This window comes from Rummeliibacillus sp. JY-2-4R (genome assembly GCF_053847205.1).
On record NZ_CM132623.1, the window covers coordinates 1,857,257 to 1,877,984 of the forward strand.

Consider the following 20,728-nt stretch of genomic DNA (forward strand, 5'->3'; position numbering starts at 1 on the left):
GGTTTTAAAACGAATAGAAAAACTATAGTTAGAAGAAGGTTGTTTTTTGAAACACATTAATTATTTAATGTAATCGGTTTCTAACTATATTTTTACATAAAATCGCTAGAATAATCTACTATATTGTTTAAATTTCTAAAAAAATTTTTTAAAAAAGTATAAATCGGGCTTATAAAATGTAAAAATAAGGTAAAATGTAAGAAAAAAGCAGCTATTATATAGCTGCTTTTGAATTATTATATGAACAATAAATGTAAAATTGCTATTTATTTTTTCCTGCTTCAAGTACAGCAGATAAAAATTCAGGTCCCAGCTCTGATAAATCACAACCTGAAGCATTTGGATGACCTCCGCCATTATATGCTTTTGCAATTTCTGACAAATTAACAGTGTTCCCGATTGAACGAAGCGAAACGCGATTTTTTACAAGACTGATAATAAAGACAGCATCTATTTCTTCTGAGTATTTTTCAGCTAAATGGTTTCCTAACTCACTGTAAAAGGAATCTGTTTCTACAACGCCAATATTTAATGGTGTATTATGTCCTTTGAGTTGGAAATGAGGAACGATTACCATTTGCTTTGACTTTTTCTTCAAAACTTTTCGAAGTTCTTCTTTAGAAAATTCCAAATAAGTTATGTCATCAGGTGTAAATAATTGACCATTTACAAGATAATCCATACGGGCATGGATAAAATCATGTCTGTTTCTAGCATAGAAAATAGTATTTAAATCGGTTGCTTCTTGAATTGAAAGAGCATTCCAATCCCAAGTGTCGTATAAACGTATATCCTCAACTAGATGTGCTAATCGGTCAAAGATTTTAACTTTTTCTGAGTCAGAATACTCAACTACTTGTTCAGATTTATCGGTTTCTTCATCTGAAACATGGAAAATAGGGGAGACTACATAGTCAGCATCTTTTAACGCTTTGAATAGTAAAGTTGTGGCAGACATTTTAATATCATTTACTGTCGGTAAAACACTAGCCCATTCGAAACTATTTAAAGAGATAGCTGAAGCATGGTGATCAATCAATACAATAAAGCGACCATCTGGTTTTTTATTTACTTTGTCAATCATTTTAGCTGTATCTTCATTCACACTTAAATCGGTAATGATTAATAATTCGTGATCATTTAATTCAGCCAAACGTGCTTGTACTGCTTCATCTACTTTTCGTGTTTCTACATAGTAGGGGGAGTGTGTAATTCCATAAGCACGAAGTACAATTGAAGGTCCAACACCATCTAAATCTGTATGGGTAATTAAATGGATGTGCTCAAAATTTTGTAATCGTTTCGGCAAATTTTTCAAATTCAAGTCTTTCAGCGCCTTTCATATCAAACATAGATATACATTATACCATTATTTATCCAAAAACAATCGTTTGTTAGTGGACGAAATTAATGCTATACAAAAAAGTTGATCGAAGTACATTTCGACCAACTTTAAAGAAGTAAAGTTTATTATTGAAAATTATTTGATAGCTGTTAATTCAGTAATCGTTTTTCCGTTTAGCATTTGTTTAATTAATCCAATTTTTGGAGCATAATAAGTATAGTTTTTTCCATTACCTTCTTTTACAACCACCACATTTTTAAAAGATCCAGCTTTGGTACGAACTGTTTTGTTCGTTGCAACTATTTTAAAAGTCTGACCATCAAGTCCCTTCCATGAATTATTTAGTTTTACGGGGTATTTAATAGCTAATGTTGCAATCCCAATGTCTTTATATCCAGTGTAGAGACCTTTTGTCGTTTCATATTCCATTTTTCCATACGCATCAGGTTCAGAATTTATATACCAGAAATTTGTTAATGATTTATTTGAAGGGTAGACCGTTTGAAATTTTGCCTTATAATTCGTATTAAAACCCGAACCTTTATTTTCTGGGGAATAATATGAATATGTTTTCTGAGTATTCATGGCATATTGAGGATTCTTAGTTGGACTGGCATTAACTAAATATTTTGATTGAATATAACCGTTTGCGAATTGTAATGAAACCTTCGACCAACCATTGGTATATTTTTTGAGTACTACTAAGCCTTGATCATTTTTGACTGTATCCATAACTCTACTTTTTGTTGAAGTTTTTGTATATATTTTAACGTTTTTGTTCGTTCGAACTAATTTAAAATGATTGATAGATGCTGTTTTATACGAAGGAGAATGTTGTATATTTGCCACATTATTGCTTTCTGCAGCAGTCGCTGTATTTGTTGATGAGAAGATAGAAGAGACTGTTCCAAAAGCAAGAGTGGCAGTTAAAGTTAGGTTAACAATAGATTTTTTATTCATAATGAATTCCTCCTTTAATCAACTATATATTACAATTATTACAATATTCAAGTAATGATTCTAACATATTGAAAAATAAGTATTTTGAACAACTTACTAATTATTTATCCTTTACATATGGAGGATAAACTAAGTTAAAAGTAACAAATTATGATTTCTATTATTATTCTTTCTAATAATATACGAAAATAAAAATGAAAAATGAAAAAAAGAGCCGTAGAAATCTCTACGACTAAAGTTTTGGTTATCCTAAATGATTTGAAAGTGCATCTGAAACTTCAACAATTTTTCTACCTGTCCAATAGACACCAATTACCACAAGAAGTCCCCCAATAAGTTGAGAAAGCATAACTTTTTCTCCAATAAATATAACTGCGAAGATTGAGGCGAAAACAGGGATAAAATTTAGATAGATTCCTGCACGGTTTGCCCCTAAACGGACAACTCCTGTATTCCACGCAATAAAGGCTACGATTGATGCTAATACACCGGTATATATAATTGCGAAAATAGTAGTGAATGACCAATGGATGACCATTGTTGTTGAGTAGGTTTCATGAATATAAAATGGTAGTAATATTATGATTCCTACAACGATTGAAACTAGAAAGGTGGAATTCCCTGGAAGTTCCTTTGAATAATGTTTCACTAATAATGAATAAATACTCCAAAGAACAACAGCAATTATGACGATTAAATCTCCTTTATTAAAGGAAAAATGTTGTAAAACATTAATAGAGCCATTTGAAATTATCGTTATAACGCCAATAAACGAAATTATTGTACCAATCATTTGGTTTCGATTTAATTTTTCTTTCAAGAATACAAAAGAAAGAATGTAAATAATTACAGGCGTTAGCATATTCATTAATGAGGCATTAATAGAAGTTGTGTAATGCAATGCAATATATACAAGTGTATTGAAACTAGCAACCCCTGTAAATCCAAATAATAAGACGATAAACCAATGCTTTTTAATTTGTGGCCAGTCACGTTTAAGTACTGAATATGTAATAGGGAGAAAAACAATCAATGCAACACACCATCTTAGAAATGCTAATGTATATGGTGGTATATCGTGTGCAACTGCACGACCTATTACAAAATTCCCACCCCAAAGTATTGTTGCTATTAGCAATAAAACAATTGGAGGAATTTTATACATCACTCGTACCTCCTTTGTAAAATATAATAATCTTATTATATAAATAAGAAATATAAGAATCTAGCACTTTTAGAATTTTCGAAATTTTGCATTTAAATATTCAATAAGTACATAACTATTGGCAAGCTAAAGATACTAATGATTGTTGTAACAAAAGTTGTAAAAGATACTAAATCTGGTTCGGTGTCAAACTGCAAAGCAAGCATTGTTGTATTAGCAGCTGCCGGCATTGCTGATTGAATAATCAAAACAGCTTTGATCAAATCACTTAATGGCATAAAATATAATATGGCTGTTGCCAAAAGTGGTGATAGGAACATTCGTATAATACTGACTGATGAAACAAATTTATACTTTACTCGCGTTTGGGTTATAGATGCTAATTGCATCCCCAATACTAGCATCACTAAGGGAATGGAAGCATCTGCTACTAAATCGAATCCATTCATCACAGACTTCGGAACTGTTACCTGCAATAATTGGAGTGAAATACCTATTATAGAAGCATATAATACGGGCATTTTGAAAACATTATGAAGTGCCTGTTTGATGGTAGCTTGTCCTTTACCGCCAATTGAAGCAAAGAAGATACCAAGTGAGTTCATAAGTAATGATTGTAGCACCATTACAATAACAGCAATATGAAAACCAGGTGAACCTAATGCGAACATAACTACTGGTGCACCGTAATTCCCACTATTCATAAATACTGCGCCAAGCATCATAGCTGAAACTTCGGAACGGTCTGCTTTTAAAAAATGTGCCCAAATCCATGTAATGATAAATAAGAAGAGTAATAGTGATACCGCGAACATGCAAATATACAAATAATCCATTGTTAAGGCAGTTGTGTAAAATGTACGAAATGCTAAAAAAGGAGACATTAAATACAACGAAACAGTTGAGATTGTTCTGATATCAAAACTAATAATTCTTTGACCAATATATCCTATTAAAAATACGATTAATACAGGCAAAATTATTAAAAATAAGCCCACTAATGACACCTCCAAACGTATACTTTCTATTATTATTTCATTTTCCGAAAGAATGACAAGAACTTTTAAACGAAAAAATGAATAAAAAATCACATGGAGAAGACAATAAAAAAGAAGTACATAATATATGTACTTCATTGATGAATCCTATTTTTACTTTATACGTCAATACATATGCAAAGAATAACTACCAATTTTCTTTTATAAATTCATCCCGACCTGATATAGCACGGTCATCTTGATAATGTTTGGGATTCTTTTTATAAAAATCTTGATGGTAGTCTTCAGCTGGATAAAAGGTTTCTGCTGGTTTAATTTCTGTCACAATCGGCTTTTTAAAGCGACCGCTTGATGATAGTGCTAATTTAGATTCTTCTGCATCTGTTTTTTGTTGCTCAGTATGGGTGAAAATAACTGTACGATAATTACTTCCGCGATCTTGGAATTGTCCACCATCGTCTGTAGGGTCAATTTGTTGCCAGAAGATTTCTAGCAATTTTTTATAAGGAAAGATTTCCTCATCAAAAATAATTTGTACTACTTCAACATGACCAGAGGTTCCTTTTTTCACGTCTTCATATGTAGGGTTTTCCACATGCCCACCCATATAGCCAGAAGTGACACTTTGTATTCCATCCCATTCAACAAATGGTTTGACCATACACCAGAAACATCCACCAGCAAAAGTAGCAGTAGAAAAAGTTGTTTTTGTCATAAAGAGACCTCCATTTAACTCGAAAAAGTTCTACTTACTTGCGTAGATAAGTATCTACATCTAATATTTAGTGTACATGATAACGAACTAGAATAAAAGAAGGTAATGAAAGGAGAGATAAAGGTGGAGGAAAAACGATACACACATGTCCGAAAAAAAAGAAAGTTAAGAAAAGGGCGTATCTTATCAGTCATCATTATTTTACTAGCACTCATAGCAGGAATTTATTCATATACACAGTATAAAGCCGGTCAGAAAATAGCATCAGGTATTCCTCATAAAACAGAACAATTTAAGGGAGATACAAAAACTAAGTCGAATATTGAAAATATTTTATTAGTAGGTGTTGATTCTCGAGGAGAAGCAAAATCTAGATCAGATTCGATGATTCTAGTCTCTTGGAATAAAGACACAAATGATATTAAAATGGTCTCATTCATGCGTGATATATATGCAAATATTCCTGGGTATCAATCATACAAACTAAATACCGCTTACTATTTAGGTGGAGTGAGCCTATTAAAAAATACTTTGCAAAATATGTTTGATGTAGAAGTTAACCATTATGCATTAATCGATTTTAAAAGTTTTGAATCATTAGTAGATATCGTGGCACCAAATGGGGTAAAGGTATATGTGGATCATGATATGTCGCAAAATATTGGAGTTAGCTTGAAAAAAGGAGAACAACGTTTAAATGGCAAAGAGTTATTAGGGTTTTCTCGTTTCCGTCATGATAATAAAGGTGATTTTGGCCGAGTAGATCGACAACAAAAAGCGTTAGAAGCATTGAAAAAAGAGGCATTATCACCAAGTAATTTTAAAAACTATCCAAAATTATTAGGAGCAGTTCAAGGGTATGTTGAATCAGATTTATCAAATAGCCAAGAGGTTGCCCTTATGTTGTCATTAATTAAAGGCGGTATCAATATTCAACGTCTAACAATTCCAGTTGAGCATAGCTATGACTTTGGATATTACCCACAAGCAGGATCTGTTTTGGAAATTAATATTCAACAAAATCAAAAAGCTTTAGATCAATTTCTTGGTTCCAATAAGTAATTAAGGCGTATAATGAGGAGTGAGTTAGTATACAGAGTAATATAGAGATTGTGCTATAAAGAGGGGGAAATTCTTTGCAACCAGATAAAAATTCTTTCTTTGCAACAAGGTTTATCCAGTTTCTGGGTGGCAAAAGTTTGTTGTATGGGTTAATTACATTATTATTATTAGGATGTATTATTTTCATCTATAATAAAATTTCCTTCATCTTTTATCCAATTATAGTTTTTTTAAGAACAGTGGTATTACCAGTGATTTTAGCTGTTATAGCATTTTATTTATTAAGACCAGTGATGCATCTTTTGATGAAATGGAAAATTCCGAAAATCTGGGCAATCTTAATCATTTATGTTGCTACAATCGGGATTATTTCAATGTTTGTTACACTTATTTTTCCATTCTTGAAAGAACAATTTATGAATTTAATACAAGAGTTCCCAACTTATTTTATGCAGGTTGTTCACTCAATTCAGGATCTTGTTGAGAATTCAAAATTAAATGAGACACTAGCAAACTATAACTTTAATTTAAATGAAGTGTTAAATAATATTTCAAATCAATTAAATGTAACGGTGAAAGATGTTGCAAAAAATTTAGGAACAGGTCTTGCAACTGGGATTACGGGCTTTATCACAACTTTAACAGGCATCATTTTAGCTTTAGTAACAGTTCCGTTTATACTGTTTTATCTTTTAAAAGACGGCGAGAAACTACCTAAGTATATTATTAAAATACTACCACCGCGAATGAGAGAGGATACAGCACAAGTATTTCATGAAGCGGATCATCAAATAAGTAGTTATATACAAGGCCAAATTTTAGTTTCATTTTGTATTGGTGTCATGGTAACTATTGGATTTTTAATCATCGGTTTAGATTATGCAGTAGTTTTGGGCGTTTTAGCAATGATTACAAGTGTTGTACCATATCTCGGTCCAATTATTGCTATTACCCCAGCAGCGATTATTGCTGTTGTTAATGCACCTCTGATGTTGCTAAAATTAGCTGTTGTCTGGACAGTTGTTCAATTAATAGAAGGTAAATTTATCTCACCACAAATAATGGGGAAATCACTTCATGTACATCCTATTACAATAATCTTCGTATTATTAACTGCTGGATCAATTTTTGGGGTACCTGGTGTAATTCTTGGTATACCAGGATATGCAGTATTAAAAGTTGTAGTAACGCATCTATTTAGATTATTTAAAAAACGCTTTAACAAATATACTCAAAACCCAGAACTAGAATACGAAAATGAACCAACGAAAAACACAGACTAGAAATTTAACGAAAACATTCTGTAGAAAAATCTACAGAATGTTTTTTTGTTAAGTTATTGTTAAGGAGTTATTAATTTAAGAGGGGATTGAATACAATCTTCGACGAATAACTGCAGGGTACTCCTGTCATGAAGTGTGTTTTTAGCAATAAAAACAAGTAAATAAGGTTAGAACAGTTGAAATTATTTAAAAAACAAAATATTTATCTATTTTTCTTTACATTCTATGGTGAAGTTTGGTTTAAATTGACGAAAAATGTCTGTTTTATATAAAAATTCTACTAATTATAAAAATACAATTGACTATATAAATATCCAGAAATATAATAGTATCATCTTAGACAAGAGGTGAGAGCATCAATGCAAGTTGGAATTATTGGAGCAACAGGATATGGCGGCCAAGAATTATTAAGATTTTTGTATAATCATTCAGAAATTGAGCACATTAATCTTTTCTCATCATCAGAAAGTGGTACTAGTTTTTCGAATAAATATACACATTTAAGAAAAATTATTGACCACCCATTACAAAAAATCGAGTCAGAAAAGTTGCAAAAACTTGATGTCGTTTTTACAAGTACGCCTTCAGGCGTTTCAAGCAAGTTAATTCCTGAAATTCTTACAGAAAACGTGAAAGTCATTGATCTATCTGGTGATTTCCGATTAAAAAATCCAGAAGATTATGAAAAGTGGTATAAGCTATCACCTGCACCACAACAATTTGTTCAACAAAGTGTGTATGGATTAACAGAATGGAATAAAAATGACATTCAAAATGCCAATTTGATTGCCAACCCAGGCTGCTACCCAACTGCAGTTCTATTATCACTTCTTCCGTTATTAAAAGAGAATCTAATAGATTCAGAGAGTTTAATAATAGATGCGAAAAGTGGAATTAGCGGGGCAGGAAATAAGCCAAATGCAAATAATCAATTTTGCGATACAAATGATGCAACTTCTATTTATAAAATTAATAAACATCAACATATTCCAGAAATTGAACAAGCAATGTCGATGTTCGCAAAAAATGATCATCCAATTACCTTTTCAACTCATTTAGTACCAATGAACAGAGGAATTATGTCAACTAGTTACGCTAAATTACAACAAGGAGTAGGTAAAGATGATCTTTTGAACTGCCTACATACTATTTATGAAAACAAATCATTTATCCGAATAATCGATGATGTATCTAAAATTAGCACTAACCAGGTTCGTGGCACTAACTTTTGTGATATTCATATAAATGTTGATGAACGCACTGGTCGTGCAACAATTGTTTCAGTAATTGATAATTTAGTAAAAGGTGCAGCAGGTCAAGCAATTCAAAATATGAATGTAATGTTTGACTTAGAAGAAACAACTGGATTAAAACAAATTCCAATTTGGATTTAAGGAGACTAAAACATGACAGTATTGACAGAAGGCTTAAAAAGAAGTGCAAGTCATAATATTATTTCCCCAAAAGGCTTTAAAGCAGCAGGTATTCATTGTGGTGTGAAACATAAAAAGAAAGACTTAGCAATTTTGGTTAGTGAAGTCCCTGCTAGTGTTGCAGGCGTATTTACAACGAACGTTGTTAAAGCTGCCCCTTTATTAATATCAAAAGAAGTTGTACAAAATACGGGCAAAATGCAAGCAATCATTGTTAACTCAGGAAATGCCAATGCATGTACTGGAAAACAAGGGGTAAAGGATGCCTATACTATGCAACAACTAACAGCAGAAAAACTAGGAATTGCTCAGAACCTAGTTGGAGTTTGCTCAACAGGTGTTATTGGTGAGTTAATGCCAATGCCTACAATTATTAAAGGTATTGAAAATATAGAACCAGGAACAGATTTAGAAGATGCTTTAGATTTCTCACAAGCAATTTTAACTACTGATACGGTTACAAAACATACTGCATATAGTATTGAAATCGATGGAAAAGAAGTAACAATAGCAGGTGTTGCAAAGGGTTCGGGTATGATTAAACCTAATATGGCTACTATGCTTGCATATATTACAACAGATGCAAATATTAGTAGTGAGACTCTACAAGCATTGCTTTCAGATACAACTGAAAAAACTTTCAATGCCATAACAGTTGATGGTGATACATCTACAAATGATACGGTACTCGTATTAGCAAATGGTTTGGCAGAAAATGAAGAATTAACGCCTAATCATCCGGAATGGAATATTTTCAAAGAAGCATTTCATGCGGCTAGTGAAGATCTATCTAAAATGATTGCAAAAGATGGCGAAGGTGCTACTAAATTAATCGAAGTAAATGTGACAGGTGGACAAACTGATTTAGAAGCATTACAAATTGCAAAAACAGTTGTCGGATCTTCTCTAGTTAAAACAGCGGTATTCGGTTGTGACGCAAACTGGGGAAGAGTTATTTGCGCTGTAGGCTATAGTGGAATGACTGTAAATCCAGAAACTGTCAAAATACAAATTGGCTCTACTACTGTTGTAGAATCTGGTGAACCTATTCCTTTCTCAGAGGAACAATTAACAGAATACTTAAAACAAAATGAAGTGAAAATTGCTGTTGATTTAGGGATTGGTGAAGGAAAAGGAACAGCTTGGGGGTGCGATTTAACATATGACTATGTCCAAATCAATGCAACCTACAGATCGTAAAAAGTTAGTGGTTAAGCTTGGCGGAAGCATGTTAGCTGGGCTCGAATCATCATTTTTTGACGCAATAAAGAACTATCAAACTAATGGTTATCAAATAGTTATTGTTCATGGTGGTGGCCCAGTAATAAATGAGGATCTAGCAAAGAACAATATTGACTATAAAACAGTAAATGGTATTCGTTATACTTCTAAAGAAGCAGTAGAAATTGTGCAAAGTGCATTAATAGATAAGGTAAATCCTTTCTTAACTAAAGAATTAGTAAATGCAGGTATTCAAGCTGTAGGTTTAAATGGAATGGATGGAGCCATATTTGAAAGTGACTTTTTAGATCAAACAACATATGGCTATGTGGGGAAAATTCAAAGTGTCCACCAAGCAACAATCCAGAATTATTTAGATTCAGAAATTATTCCAGTTATTGCTTGTTTTGGTGCAACAAACGAAGGAATCCCGCTTAACATTAATGGTGATACAGTGGCTAGCGATATTGCATTAGCAATAAATGCAGAAGCACTACTTCTTGTAACAGATACTGCAGGCATCAGAATCAATGATCAAGTTCAAACTGATGTTAATCCCGAATTGATTTATCAATGGATTGAATCAGAAGATATTTACGGTGGTATGATTCCTAAAGTTGAAGCTGCTATTGAATGTTTAAATGCAGGTATTCCAGCAATTCACATAGTCAATCAATATTTTAAAGGAACAAAAATTGCAAAAGAAGGTGTACGCTCATGAGCGCGTTATTTGGAAATTATGCAAGAAGACCAATACAACTTGTAAAAGGTTTAGGAACAGAAGTGTGGGATGAAAATGGTAAATCGTATTTAGATTTCACTAGTGGCATTGCTGTACTTAGCCTTGGTCATGCAAACCCAATATTAGTAGACACAATTAAACAACAAAGCGAATTATTATGGCATACATCCAATCTATTCGAAAGCAAACAACAAGTAAAATTAGCTGAAAAGTTAGTAGAAGGCACACATTTATCACATGCGTTTTTCTGTAATAGTGGGACAGAGGCAAACGAAGCAGCAATCAAATTAGCAAGAAAGCATACTGGTAAACATAAAATTATCACTTGCTTGCATTCTTTCCATGGAAGAACTTTTGGCGCAATGTCAGCAACTGGTCAAGCAAAAGTGCATAGCGGTTTTGGTCCTATTGTTGAGAAATTTGAGTATATTCCTTATAACGATGTTCAAAGTCTATTCGAAACAGTTGATGATGAAACAGCAGCAATTATGTTAGAAGTCGTTCAAGGTGAAGGTGGAGTACATGTTATCTCGCCTGAATTTGCTGAGGCTATTCAAAATCTATGCGAAGAAAAAGGGATTTTATGTATCGTAGATGAAGTACAAACGGGAATTGGCCGTTCAGGTACTGCATATGCCTATATGCAAACAGCTTTAAAACCACATATTGTCACACTTGCAAAAGGATTAGCTGGCGGTTTTCCAGTTGGAGCAATGCTAGGAACCGCGGAACTTTACGATAGCTTTGGACCAGGAACACATGGCACTACATTTGGTGGAAATCCATTAGCTATGGCAGTAGCAACTACTGTTGTAAATGAAGTTTTCGATCCTGAATTTTTAGAAAAGGTTCAGAAAAAAGCTCAATATTTAACAGAAAAATTAAAAGAATCACTTCCTTCAACTGTTGAAGTTCGAGGAATGGGATTATTGCAAGGGTTTACTTGCGAAAATTCTTCATTAGTTGTAGAAGCTGCAGAAGAGAACGGATTATTATTAGTTGCAGCAGGACAAAATGTAGTCCGTGTTTTACCACCATTAACAGTAAGTTTAGCTGAGATTGATGAGGCAGTTGAAATTATTCAAGCTTCAATTCCTGTAACAACAACTACGAAATAACATCAGTGAATTAAAGCGCTCTCGAGAATCGCCATTCACAAGAAAATAACCATTTTAAGTGCTTCCAATAAGAAAAAGGAACGGGTAACTTTTTTCTTATTGGTAAGCACTTTTATTATTCCAAAATACTTTATTTACCTGTACAAATTTTAAGATAACCAAAATAAAGCTACTTAAAAGTGAATAAATTTATAGAAATCAATCATCCACTTAAGCACAGATGTTAATATTAATTTCATTTTAGAGTTGATGTATAAAACGAGTAAATTTAACAGATACACTATTAATTTAAATATAAAATGTACACTTTTAGAAAACCGAAACAACAAAAAAAGCCTAAGTTTGTTAAAATAACAAAACCTAGGCTTTTTAATGTCTTTTCTTTATTAAGCCTCTACTTTAGTAAGCTTTCCCAAACGTTCGATTGCTTCAGCCAATAGTGATTCATCTTGTACTAATGCAACACGAACATAGTTTTTGCCAGCATCACCAAAGATTGAACCTGGTACCATTACAACTCCTGTTTGATCAATTGCTTCATAAACAAATTCGATATCATTCAATTCTTGATTTGGGTATTTTGCCCAAACGAACATACCACCTTTAGACGGCGTCACATTCCAGCCGATTTTTTCTAAACCATCTATTAAAATACGATGACGTTTAGTAAAAACAGAACGTAATCGATCTGTAATTTCTTCTGCATTGTCTAAAGCGACACATGCAGCATCTTGAATTGGGCAGTATATTCCATAATCGAGATTGGATTTTAGTTCTTGAATAATTGAAATCATTTCAGCATTGCCAGTAATATACGCAATTCGCGCTCCAGCTAAGCTAAAACTTTTTGAAAGAGAGTTGATTTCCATTCCGACTTCTTTAGCCCCAGGAGTAGATAAGAAACTCATAGGTTTACCATCATCAAAGTAAAATTCTGAGTACGCTGCATCATGAAGCACAATAATATTGTATTTTTTTGCGAATGCAACAACCTTTTTAAAGAATTCTTCAGAAGGCATTGCAGGAACTGGGTTGCCTGGTAAATTTAATATCATCATTTTCGCCTTTTCAGCAATTTCTACAGGTATAGCATCTAAATTAGGTAAAAAACCGTTTTCTTCTAACAAAGGCATATAATAGGGAATCGCTTCTGCTAAGTGAATTCCGGCATCATATGCAACATACGCTGGATTTGTAGTTAATATATAATCTCCGGGATTACAAAATGCTATTGGTACGTGTACTAACCCTTCTTGAGACCCCATTGTTTGGATAATTTCTGTGTCAGGATCTAAATCTACATTACTACGACGTTTATAATAATCTGCAACAGCTTGATAGAATTTTTTAGTACCACTTAATGTGTATCCGTATGAAGTTGATAACGCTGCTTGTTTAGAAAGTTCCATCCGAACCCTTTCGTCAGGTGGTAAATCGGGGCTACCAAGACTTAAATCGATTAGCTTCGTCCCAGTAGCTGCTTTACGATTAGCGGCGGCTTTTAAATCTCCAAATATTGCTTTTGGGAACATTGCCATTTTCTTTGATCGTTCGATTTTCACTAGTAAGCACTCCTTAATTGAATATAAAAACTATCAAATATTTTACCATAGTTAACTATTATATAACAGTTAAAAATTAAATATAAAATAGTAAAACACATAATACAAACTATTATAATACTAATTTTATGTGTAGAATAGGGATATTAGAATTAGTACTTAAATTGTGTGTGTATTCTTAAATCTTACTAAAAGAATGGGTTTAATATCCTTTATATATCAATGTTTTAGAAGGTAAAATAATTTTCAGAAAAGTTTGCAATAATAAATTTTTCATGTTAGGATTACATTAATTACATAACTCTTATCAAGAGAAGCTGAGGGAAATGGCCCTATGAAGCTTCAGCAACCTCTGTCTTACAGAAAGGTGCTAAGTCCTACAAGACAATTGTCTTGGAAGATAAGAATCGAGCAGAATTTCAAAACCTCTTTTCTTATCATAGAAAAGAGGTCTTTTATTTAACTTTGAAAAGGAGCGTTTAAAATTGCCAATTAATATTCCTAAAAATTTGCCTGCAACAGAGCTATTAAAGAAAGAAAAAATATTCGTTATGGAAGAAGATCGATCCAAAAGTCAAAATATTCGTCCATTAAATATTGCCATCTTAAATTTGATGCCACAAAAAGAGAAAACAGAATTACAACTTCTTAGATTATTAGGAAATACACCATTACAAACAAATGTTACGTTTTTAAACACAGCTACTCATGAATCAAAAAATGTAAGTAAATCTCATTTAGAAACTTTTTATTCAACATATGAAGAAGTGAAGCACCGTAAGTTTGATGGTCTTATCATTACAGGTGCTCCAATTGAATTAATGGAATTTGAAGAAGTTGATTTTTGGGACGAGATAAAAGATATTATGGATTGGTCAAAAACAAATGTAACTTCTGTATTACATATTTGTTGGGGGGCACAGGCTGCACTTTATCATCACTTTGGGATTGGAAAATTCCCATTAAAAGAAAAATGCTCTGGTATTTTCCGACATAATGTGTATGATTCTACAGTTAAATTATTAAGAGGATTTAATGATGTATTTACAGCACCCCATTCTCGTCACACATCTGTTTCACTTGAAGAAGTTGAAGCACATCCAGATTTAACTGTATTATCTGCCTCAGATGAAGCTGGATTATTTATTGCTATATCTAATGATGAAAAGTTAATCATGGTTACAGGTCATTTAGAATATGATGCAGATACTTTGAAAGAAGAATATGAGAGAGATGTTGCAAAAGGAATTGACATTGCAGTTCCAAAACATTATTTTCCAAATGATAATCCGACAAACGCGCCATTGAACACTTGGCGCTCACATACACATCTACTATTTTCAAACTGGTTGAATTACTATGTATACCAAGAAACACCATATGAATGGGAATAGTAAATTAATAATTTATAGCCGCTGCGAAGTATTAACTAATCGCAGCGGTTTATTTTTATCCTTCCATCCATTAAGGTTTAAAAATGGTTTGCTATAATAATGAAAATGGATGTTAGAAAAGAGGGAATTTTAATGTTTAAAACGATTGGCGTATTAGCTCATGTAGATGCCGGGAAAACCACATTTTCTGAGCAATTGCTTTACCATACAAAAAGTATAAAAGAAAGGGGAAGAGTTGATCACAAAGATGCATTTTTAGATAATCATGCCATTGAACGTGAGAGAGGGATTACTGTTTTTGCTGAGCAAGGTCGTATAGTTGTAGGCGAAGATACATACACAATTATTGATACACCAGGACATGTTGATTTTTCACCAGAAATGGAAAGAGCAATTCAAGTAATGGACTATGCAATTTTTATCATAAGTGCAGTTGATGGTGTAGAAGGACATTCTGAAACTGTCTGGCATCTACTCCGAAAGTACAAGATACCTACATTTATCTTTATCAATAAAACAGATCGTGAAGGGGCTAATGTTGAAGCTGTATTGAGAGAAATGCAACAAGAATTATCACCTAATATTATTCCAATAACAAATCACCTAAAAGATCACACTCTTTCTGAGCAGTTAATTGAATTTATAGCTGAAAGAGATGATACTTTACTTCATCAATATTTGGAACAAAATATTGATGAAAAACTATTCTTGAAATCATTTAAACAATTAATAAAGAATGGTAAGGCGTTTCCTTGTGCTGATGGCTCTGCCTTAAAAGATATTAGGATAATGGATTTTTTTGAACAATTTATGACTTTAACTGAAACTACTTTTGATAGCAGTAAACCATTTACAGCAAAAGTTTTTAAAATTCGTCATGATGATAAGAAACAACGAATTACATTTCTTAAAGCCCTATCAGGTAAGTTGAAAGTTCGTGATGAATTAGGTTTTGGTGAAAAGAATGAAAAGGTAACTGAAATACGATTATATAATGGTAAAAAGTTTGAAGTGGTTAAAGAAGTACAAGCCGGTGAAATTTTTGCTGTTTGCGGGATTACGCAAGCCTCAATCGGAGATATAGTTGGAGGAACTGATTTTGAGGCTAAACAATCTTTCGAAATGATACCTACTTTACAATCAAAAGTTGTCAATGAAGGCACGGAGCATATAAAAGATGTCCTTTCAAATTTTAAAATTTTGGATGCGGAAGATCCTTCTTTACATGTTTTATGGAGCGAAAAATTCCAAGAAATTTATGTACATGTCATGGGGGTAATACAACTTGAAGTGCTTGTTGAAGTAGTAAAAGAAAGATTTGGAATTCAAGTACATTTTGAAAACCCGCAAATTTTATATCAGGAAACAATCAATAACACAATAACTGGGTACGGACATTTTGAACCACTAAAGCATTATGCAGAAGTACATTTACGGATGGAAAAAGCTTCAAGGGGAGCTGGAATATTATTTGAAAATGCTTGTCATGCAGATGATTTATCCATTGGGCATCAACGTTTGATTGAACAGCATATATTCGAAAGAGAACATCATGGTCTCTTAACCGGCTTTCCCATCACAGATATTAAATTCACACTTATTACGGGGCGTGCACATATTAAACATACTGAAGGTGGTGATTTTAGAGAAGCCACTAATCGTGCTATCCGACAAGGCCTCGAGCAAGCAGATAATGTACTACTAGAACCATATTATTCTTTTAAAATGAAAGCTTCTAGTGAGTTTGTTGGACGTATAATGACAGACATACAACAAGCAAGCGGTGAATTTGAGACGCCTATCATGACAGAAGATCAAGTAATTATTAAAGGGAGAGTACCTGTATCCACGTTCATGAATTACAATACAATTTTTGCAGCATATACAAATGGAAAAGGAGCTTTATCGCTTCAATTTTCCGGTTATGATTTTTGTCACAATACAGAGGAAGTCATTAAAAACATTGGATACAACAAAAATGCTGACCCAGAATACACTTCCCAAAGCATATTTTGTGCAAAAGGGAAAGGCTATCAAGTACCTTGGTATGAAGCGGAAGCCGCTATGCATTGTTTGAAGAAATAAAAATACATTGATTGGAGAATCCAATCAATGTATTTTTTTATATTCGTGAGAATATAAAACTATTTCCATAGAGTAAGTGTTGAAAATAGATTGAAATAGTAAGAATTATCTATTGTTTAAATTTTAATAATGAATATAATAAATACCTATAAGGTTACTATGAATTAATGAGGTGATAAAATGACTTTTATGATTATTACAGGATTACTTTGTGGTGCAGCTCTTGGATTTGTTTTACAGAGGGGGCGATTCTGTTTAACTGGTGGTTTCCGAGATATGTATATTGCAAAAGATAATCGAATGTTTTATGCATTATTATTAGCAATTGCAATACAAAGTGTTGGCGTTTACTCACTGATACATTTTGGATTGTTACAATATGAAGCTGGTACTTTTTCTTGGGTAGCAGTTGTAATTGGTTCTTTTATATTTGGTATAGGAATTGTGCTTGCGGGAGGTTGTGCAACGGGAACTTGGTATAGGGCAGCGGAAGGATTGATAGGTAGCTGGGTTGCACTTATTTTTTATATGATTACAAGTGCGATTATGAAATCAGGTGTTCTATTACCAGTCAATAACAAATTATCTTCTATCCAAGTTCATAATAATTCAATTTCAAAAACGATTGGATTAAATGTCTGGTTGCTAATTCTTCTATTGGTAGTAGTCGTTATAATTATCATGGTAAAAGAAGCAAGAAAACCTAAAGTATTCATTCCTTCATTAAAACCCAAAAAAACTGGGATCGCACATTACTTGTTTGAACGTCGTTGGCATCCATTTTTCACTGCATCACTTGTAGGAATTATTGCAATTATTGCTTGGCCATTAAGTGAAGCAACTGGTAGAAATGCGGGATTAGGAATCACAACACCATCAGCAAATATTATCCAATATTTAGTGATGGGCGATAGTACTTTTCTAAATTGGGGAGTATTCTTGGTATTAGGTATTTTTGTAGGATCTTTTATTGCAGCAAAAGGCAGTAATGAATTTAGATTAAGAGTTCCAAACGTTAAAACAATTGTTTCAAGTCTCTTTGGTGGAATATTCATGGGGATTGGAGCTAGCTTAGCAGGCGGTTGTACGATTGGTAATGGATTAGTTAGTACGGCAATGATGACTTGGCAAGGATGGATATCACTTGCATTTATGATTTTGGGTGTTTGGACTGCTTCATATTTTGTATTTGTAAGAGCGAGAGAAAAAAGCAAAGCAGCCGTGAAACAAACAGTTGCACATGTATCTCAAAATTAGGAGGAATAATAATGACAAAAGTATTAGAAACTATGGGGCAAGTTTGTCCGTTTCCGTTAATCGAAGCTAAAAAGGCAATGGAAGAAATAAATTCAGGTGAAGAGCTTGTGATCAACTTTGATTGTACTCAAGCAACCGAAAGTATTCCAAGATGGGCTGCAGAAGAAGGTCATAAAGTATCTAATTATGAACAACTGAACGATGCTGCATGGACAATTACAGTTCAAAAGAAGTAATAATGCGTTAATTCAAAAGGCAACCATTTGCTATTAGGTAGCAGATGGTTGCCTTTTTGTATTAATTACAATTTTAAAATTCTATAAAAAAGAACTTCATCCATTGATGAAGTTCCAAGATGCTATGGGCGTAGTGGGGGTCGAACCCACAACCCCCTGATTAAGAGTCAGGTGCGCTGCCAATTGCGCCATACGCCCGTTGCCTTACGACGTAAATAATCATAACGCTATATTCTTATAATGTCAAGAGGAAAAGTAGCCTTTGAGGATTACAACTACTCTGAATGATAATGAAAAAAACTAAAAAGAAAGAGTATTATAAAAAATCCTATTCATTACTGTAGTATAACAAAAAAAGTAAGTAAAAAAGAACATCATCTGATGGATGATGCTCTTTTTAAAATAATGGGCGTAGTGGGGGTCGAACCCACAACCCCCTGATTAAGAGTCAGGTGCGCTGCCAATTGCGCCATACGCCCGTTGCCTTATGACATAAATTATGTTAACGCTATATCCTTATTATGTCAAGAGAAAAAACGAAATTATTTTTATAATATACTTTTTTTCTTCGCCTAATAGGATAATTATTATAAGTAAAGTCAGAATATAGCTAACTTCAAAAGTATTATTTGTTCTGTATAATAATTCAAAAAGAAAAGAACATCATTTTGTAATGATGTTCTTCTAAGAACTATGGGCGTAGTGGGGATCGAACCCACAACCCCCTGATTAAGAGTCAGGTGCGCTGCCAATTGCGCCATACGCCCGTTGCCTTACGATGTAAATAATCATAACGCTATATTCTTATAATGTCAAGAGGAGAACTAGGATATTTTTTATTAAAAGAAAATGGCTCGTGAATTGTAAAATATTTCATTTTTGCAATGGAGAAATATATAATAGTGATATTGAATAGGAGGTTTTATATTGGAAAATTTCATTTTTAGGAATCCGACAAAACTTATTTTTGGTAAAGGACAAGTTGAATTATTAAAAGAAGAGGTACCAAAGTACGGAAATAAAGTATTGCTTGTATATGGTGGAGGCAGTATTAAACGAAATGGCCTGTACAACCAAGTTACTTCAATTTTGAATGAAATTGAAGCAGAGGTATTTGAATTGTCCGGAGTTGAACCAAATCCACGTCTGTCAACAGCAGAGAAGGGAATTGAAATTTGCAAAAAGGAAAAAATTGATTTTCTTTTAGCTGTAGGAGGAGGTAGTGTAATTGATTGTACAAAGTTGATTGCTACAGGTGCAAAATATAATGGTGAACCATGGGATTTAGTAATAAAAAAAGCAATTGCAACAGAAGCTCTTCCTTTTGGAACTGTATTGACAATTGCAGCAACAGGTTCTGAAATGAATGCTGGGTCTGTCATTACAAACTGGGATACGCAAGAAAAATATGGTTGGGGTAGTGAAGTAACGTTCCCTCAATTTTCCATTCTAGACCCAGTCAATACTTTTAGTGTACCAAAAGACCAAACCATCTACGGTATTGTTGATATGATGTCACATGTTCTTGAACACTATTTCCATCTTGAAGAAAATACACAATTCCAAGACCGTATGTGCGAGTCATTATTAACAACAATTAAAGAATCAGCGCCTAAATTGCTAAATGACCTTGAAAATTACGATAATCGTGCTACGATTCTATACTCTGGTACTATGGCTTTAAATGGTATATTAAACATGGGGTATGCAGGAGATTGGGCAACGCATAACCTCGAACATGCAGTTTCGGCTGTTTATGATATTCCTCATGGCGGCGGATTAGCCATTTTATTCCCACATTGGATGGAACACAATCTACAAGTAAAGCCCTCTCGTTTTAAACAATTAGCTATAAGAGTATTTAATGTTAACCCAGAAGGAAAGAGTGACGAAGAAGTAGGCTTAGAAGGTATTAAAAGCTTAAGGGGATTTTGGAATAGCATAGGAGCACCTTCAAGTTTCGCCGATTATAATATTGATGATAGTAAATTAGAGCTAATGGCAGATAAAGCAATGGCAAATGGTGCATTTGGTAGATTTGCAACTTTAAATAAAGAAGATGTCTTAGATATTTATCGTGCATCATTAAAATAGCAAATAAAGCTTCGATATTGACAATACAAAAGTCAATATTGAAGCTTTTTCTATAATA

Annotated in this window: 17 protein-coding genes, 3 tRNA genes and 1 riboswitch; of the genes, 11 read left to right on the forward strand and 9 right to left on the reverse strand. The window is 33.2% G+C overall.

The window, feature by feature from the left end; genetic code table 11:
• Positions 1-262: 262 nt before the first annotated feature.
• The 5 genes from ACWV26_RS08975 to msrA form a co-directional block, all read right to left on the reverse strand.
• On the reverse strand, positions 263-1,324 hold the full coding sequence (locus ACWV26_RS08975; RefSeq protein ID WP_455898002.1) for a DHH family phosphoesterase: 1,062 nt from the start codon (positions 1,322-1,324) through the stop codon (positions 263-265).
• A 156-nt stretch (positions 1,325-1,480) separates the two neighbouring features.
• Positions 1,481-2,305, reverse strand: a complete 825-nt coding sequence (locus tag ACWV26_RS08980) for a hypothetical protein (protein ID WP_455898003.1) — start codon at positions 2,303-2,305, stop codon at positions 1,481-1,483.
• 244 nt (positions 2,306-2,549) lie between these two features.
• Entirely contained in the window at positions 2,550-3,470 is a 921-nt protein-coding gene (locus tag ACWV26_RS08985; RefSeq protein WP_455898004.1) for a DMT family transporter, read from the reverse strand.
• Positions 3,471-3,562: 92 nt separating this feature from the next.
• A complete protein-coding gene (locus tag ACWV26_RS08990) occupies positions 3,563-4,468 on the reverse strand; it encodes an AEC family transporter (RefSeq protein WP_455898005.1) in 906 nt (301 codons plus the stop codon).
• 187 nt (positions 4,469-4,655) lie between these two features.
• Positions 4,656-5,183 carry a peptide-methionine (S)-S-oxide reductase MsrA gene (msrA, locus tag ACWV26_RS08995; RefSeq protein WP_455898006.1) on the reverse strand — a complete coding sequence of 176 codons (528 nt, stop codon included), beginning with the start codon at positions 5,181-5,183 and terminating at the stop codon, positions 4,656-4,658.
• Positions 5,184-5,306: 123 nt separating this feature from the next.
• Between msrA and ACWV26_RS09000 the strand changes: the two genes are divergently transcribed.
• The 6 genes from ACWV26_RS09000 to ACWV26_RS09025 all read left to right on the forward strand — a co-directional run bounded on the left by ACWV26_RS09000 (position 5,307) and on the right by ACWV26_RS09025 (position 12,042).
• Positions 5,307-6,245, forward strand: a complete 939-nt coding sequence (locus ACWV26_RS09000) for an LCP family protein (RefSeq protein ID WP_455898007.1) — start codon at positions 5,307-5,309, stop codon at positions 6,243-6,245.
• 74 nt (positions 6,246-6,319) lie between these two features.
• Positions 6,320-7,528, forward strand: a complete 1,209-nt coding sequence (locus tag ACWV26_RS09005) for an AI-2E family transporter (protein WP_455898008.1) — start codon at positions 6,320-6,322, stop codon at positions 7,526-7,528.
• Between the two features lie 359 nt (positions 7,529-7,887).
• Entirely contained in the window at positions 7,888-8,922 is a 1,035-nt protein-coding gene (gene argC, locus ACWV26_RS09010; RefSeq protein ID WP_455898009.1) for an N-acetyl-gamma-glutamyl-phosphate reductase, read from the forward strand.
• Positions 8,923-8,934: 12 nt separating this feature from the next.
• A complete protein-coding gene (argJ, locus tag ACWV26_RS09015; protein ID WP_455898010.1) occupies positions 8,935-10,161 on the forward strand; it encodes a bifunctional glutamate N-acetyltransferase/amino-acid acetyltransferase ArgJ in 1,227 nt (408 codons plus the stop codon).
• On the forward strand, positions 10,124-10,903 hold the full coding sequence (gene argB / locus ACWV26_RS09020) for an acetylglutamate kinase (RefSeq protein ID WP_455898011.1): 780 nt from the start codon (positions 10,124-10,126) through the stop codon (positions 10,901-10,903). The genes argJ and argB overlap by 38 nt, the downstream gene beginning before the upstream one ends.
• A complete protein-coding gene (locus ACWV26_RS09025; protein ID WP_455898012.1) occupies positions 10,900-12,042 on the forward strand; it encodes an acetylornithine transaminase in 1,143 nt (380 codons plus the stop codon). The genes argB and ACWV26_RS09025 overlap by 4 nt, the downstream gene beginning before the upstream one ends.
• A 386-nt stretch (positions 12,043-12,428) precedes the next feature.
• Here the strand turns inward: ACWV26_RS09025 and ACWV26_RS09030 are convergent, their stop codons facing one another.
• Positions 12,429-13,604, reverse strand: coding sequence for an aminotransferase class I/II-fold pyridoxal phosphate-dependent enzyme (locus ACWV26_RS09030; protein WP_455898013.1), 1,176 nt, complete (start codon positions 13,602-13,604; stop codon positions 12,429-12,431).
• A 301-nt stretch (positions 13,605-13,905) separates the two neighbouring features.
• A riboswitch (SAM riboswitch) is annotated at positions 13,906-14,011 on the forward strand.
• A 78-nt stretch (positions 14,012-14,089) separates the two neighbouring features.
• On the opposite strand from ACWV26_RS09030, the gene metA reads away from it, so the two are divergent.
• The 4 genes from metA (at position 14,090) to ACWV26_RS09050 (ending at position 18,576) form a co-directional block, all read left to right on the forward strand.
• Positions 14,090-14,998: a homoserine O-acetyltransferase MetA gene (gene metA / locus ACWV26_RS09035; protein ID WP_455898014.1), complete on the forward strand. Its 909-nt coding sequence runs from the start codon at positions 14,090-14,092 to the stop codon at positions 14,996-14,998.
• A gap of 132 nt (positions 14,999-15,130) precedes the next feature.
• Positions 15,131-17,083 carry a GTP-binding protein gene (locus ACWV26_RS09040; protein WP_455898015.1) on the forward strand — a complete coding sequence of 651 codons (1,953 nt, stop codon included), beginning with the start codon at positions 15,131-15,133 and terminating at the stop codon, positions 17,081-17,083.
• A gap of 180 nt (positions 17,084-17,263) precedes the next feature.
• On the forward strand, positions 17,264-18,340 hold the full coding sequence (locus ACWV26_RS09045; RefSeq protein ID WP_455898016.1) for a YeeE/YedE thiosulfate transporter family protein: 1,077 nt from the start codon (positions 17,264-17,266) through the stop codon (positions 18,338-18,340).
• 11 nt (positions 18,341-18,351) lie between these two features.
• Positions 18,352-18,576 carry a sulfurtransferase TusA family protein gene (locus ACWV26_RS09050; protein WP_455898017.1) on the forward strand — a complete coding sequence of 75 codons (225 nt, stop codon included), beginning with the start codon at positions 18,352-18,354 and terminating at the stop codon, positions 18,574-18,576.
• A 125-nt stretch (positions 18,577-18,701) separates the two neighbouring features.
• Here ACWV26_RS09050 and ACWV26_RS09055 read toward each other — a convergent pair.
• The 3 genes from ACWV26_RS09055 to ACWV26_RS09065 all read right to left on the reverse strand — a co-directional run bounded on the left by ACWV26_RS09055 (position 18,702) and on the right by ACWV26_RS09065 (position 19,343).
• A tRNA-Lys gene (locus ACWV26_RS09055) sits at positions 18,702-18,774 on the reverse strand.
• A 208-nt stretch (positions 18,775-18,982) separates the two neighbouring features.
• Positions 18,983-19,055 (reverse strand) — tRNA-Lys (locus ACWV26_RS09060).
• 215 nt (positions 19,056-19,270) lie between these two features.
• Positions 19,271-19,343 (reverse strand) — tRNA-Lys (locus ACWV26_RS09065).
• Positions 19,344-19,503: 160 nt separating this feature from the next.
• On the opposite strand from ACWV26_RS09065, the gene ACWV26_RS09070 reads away from it, so the two are divergent.
• On the forward strand, positions 19,504-20,670 hold the full coding sequence (locus ACWV26_RS09070; RefSeq protein WP_455898018.1) for an iron-containing alcohol dehydrogenase: 1,167 nt from the start codon (positions 19,504-19,506) through the stop codon (positions 20,668-20,670).
• Positions 20,671-20,728 lie beyond the last annotated feature (58 nt).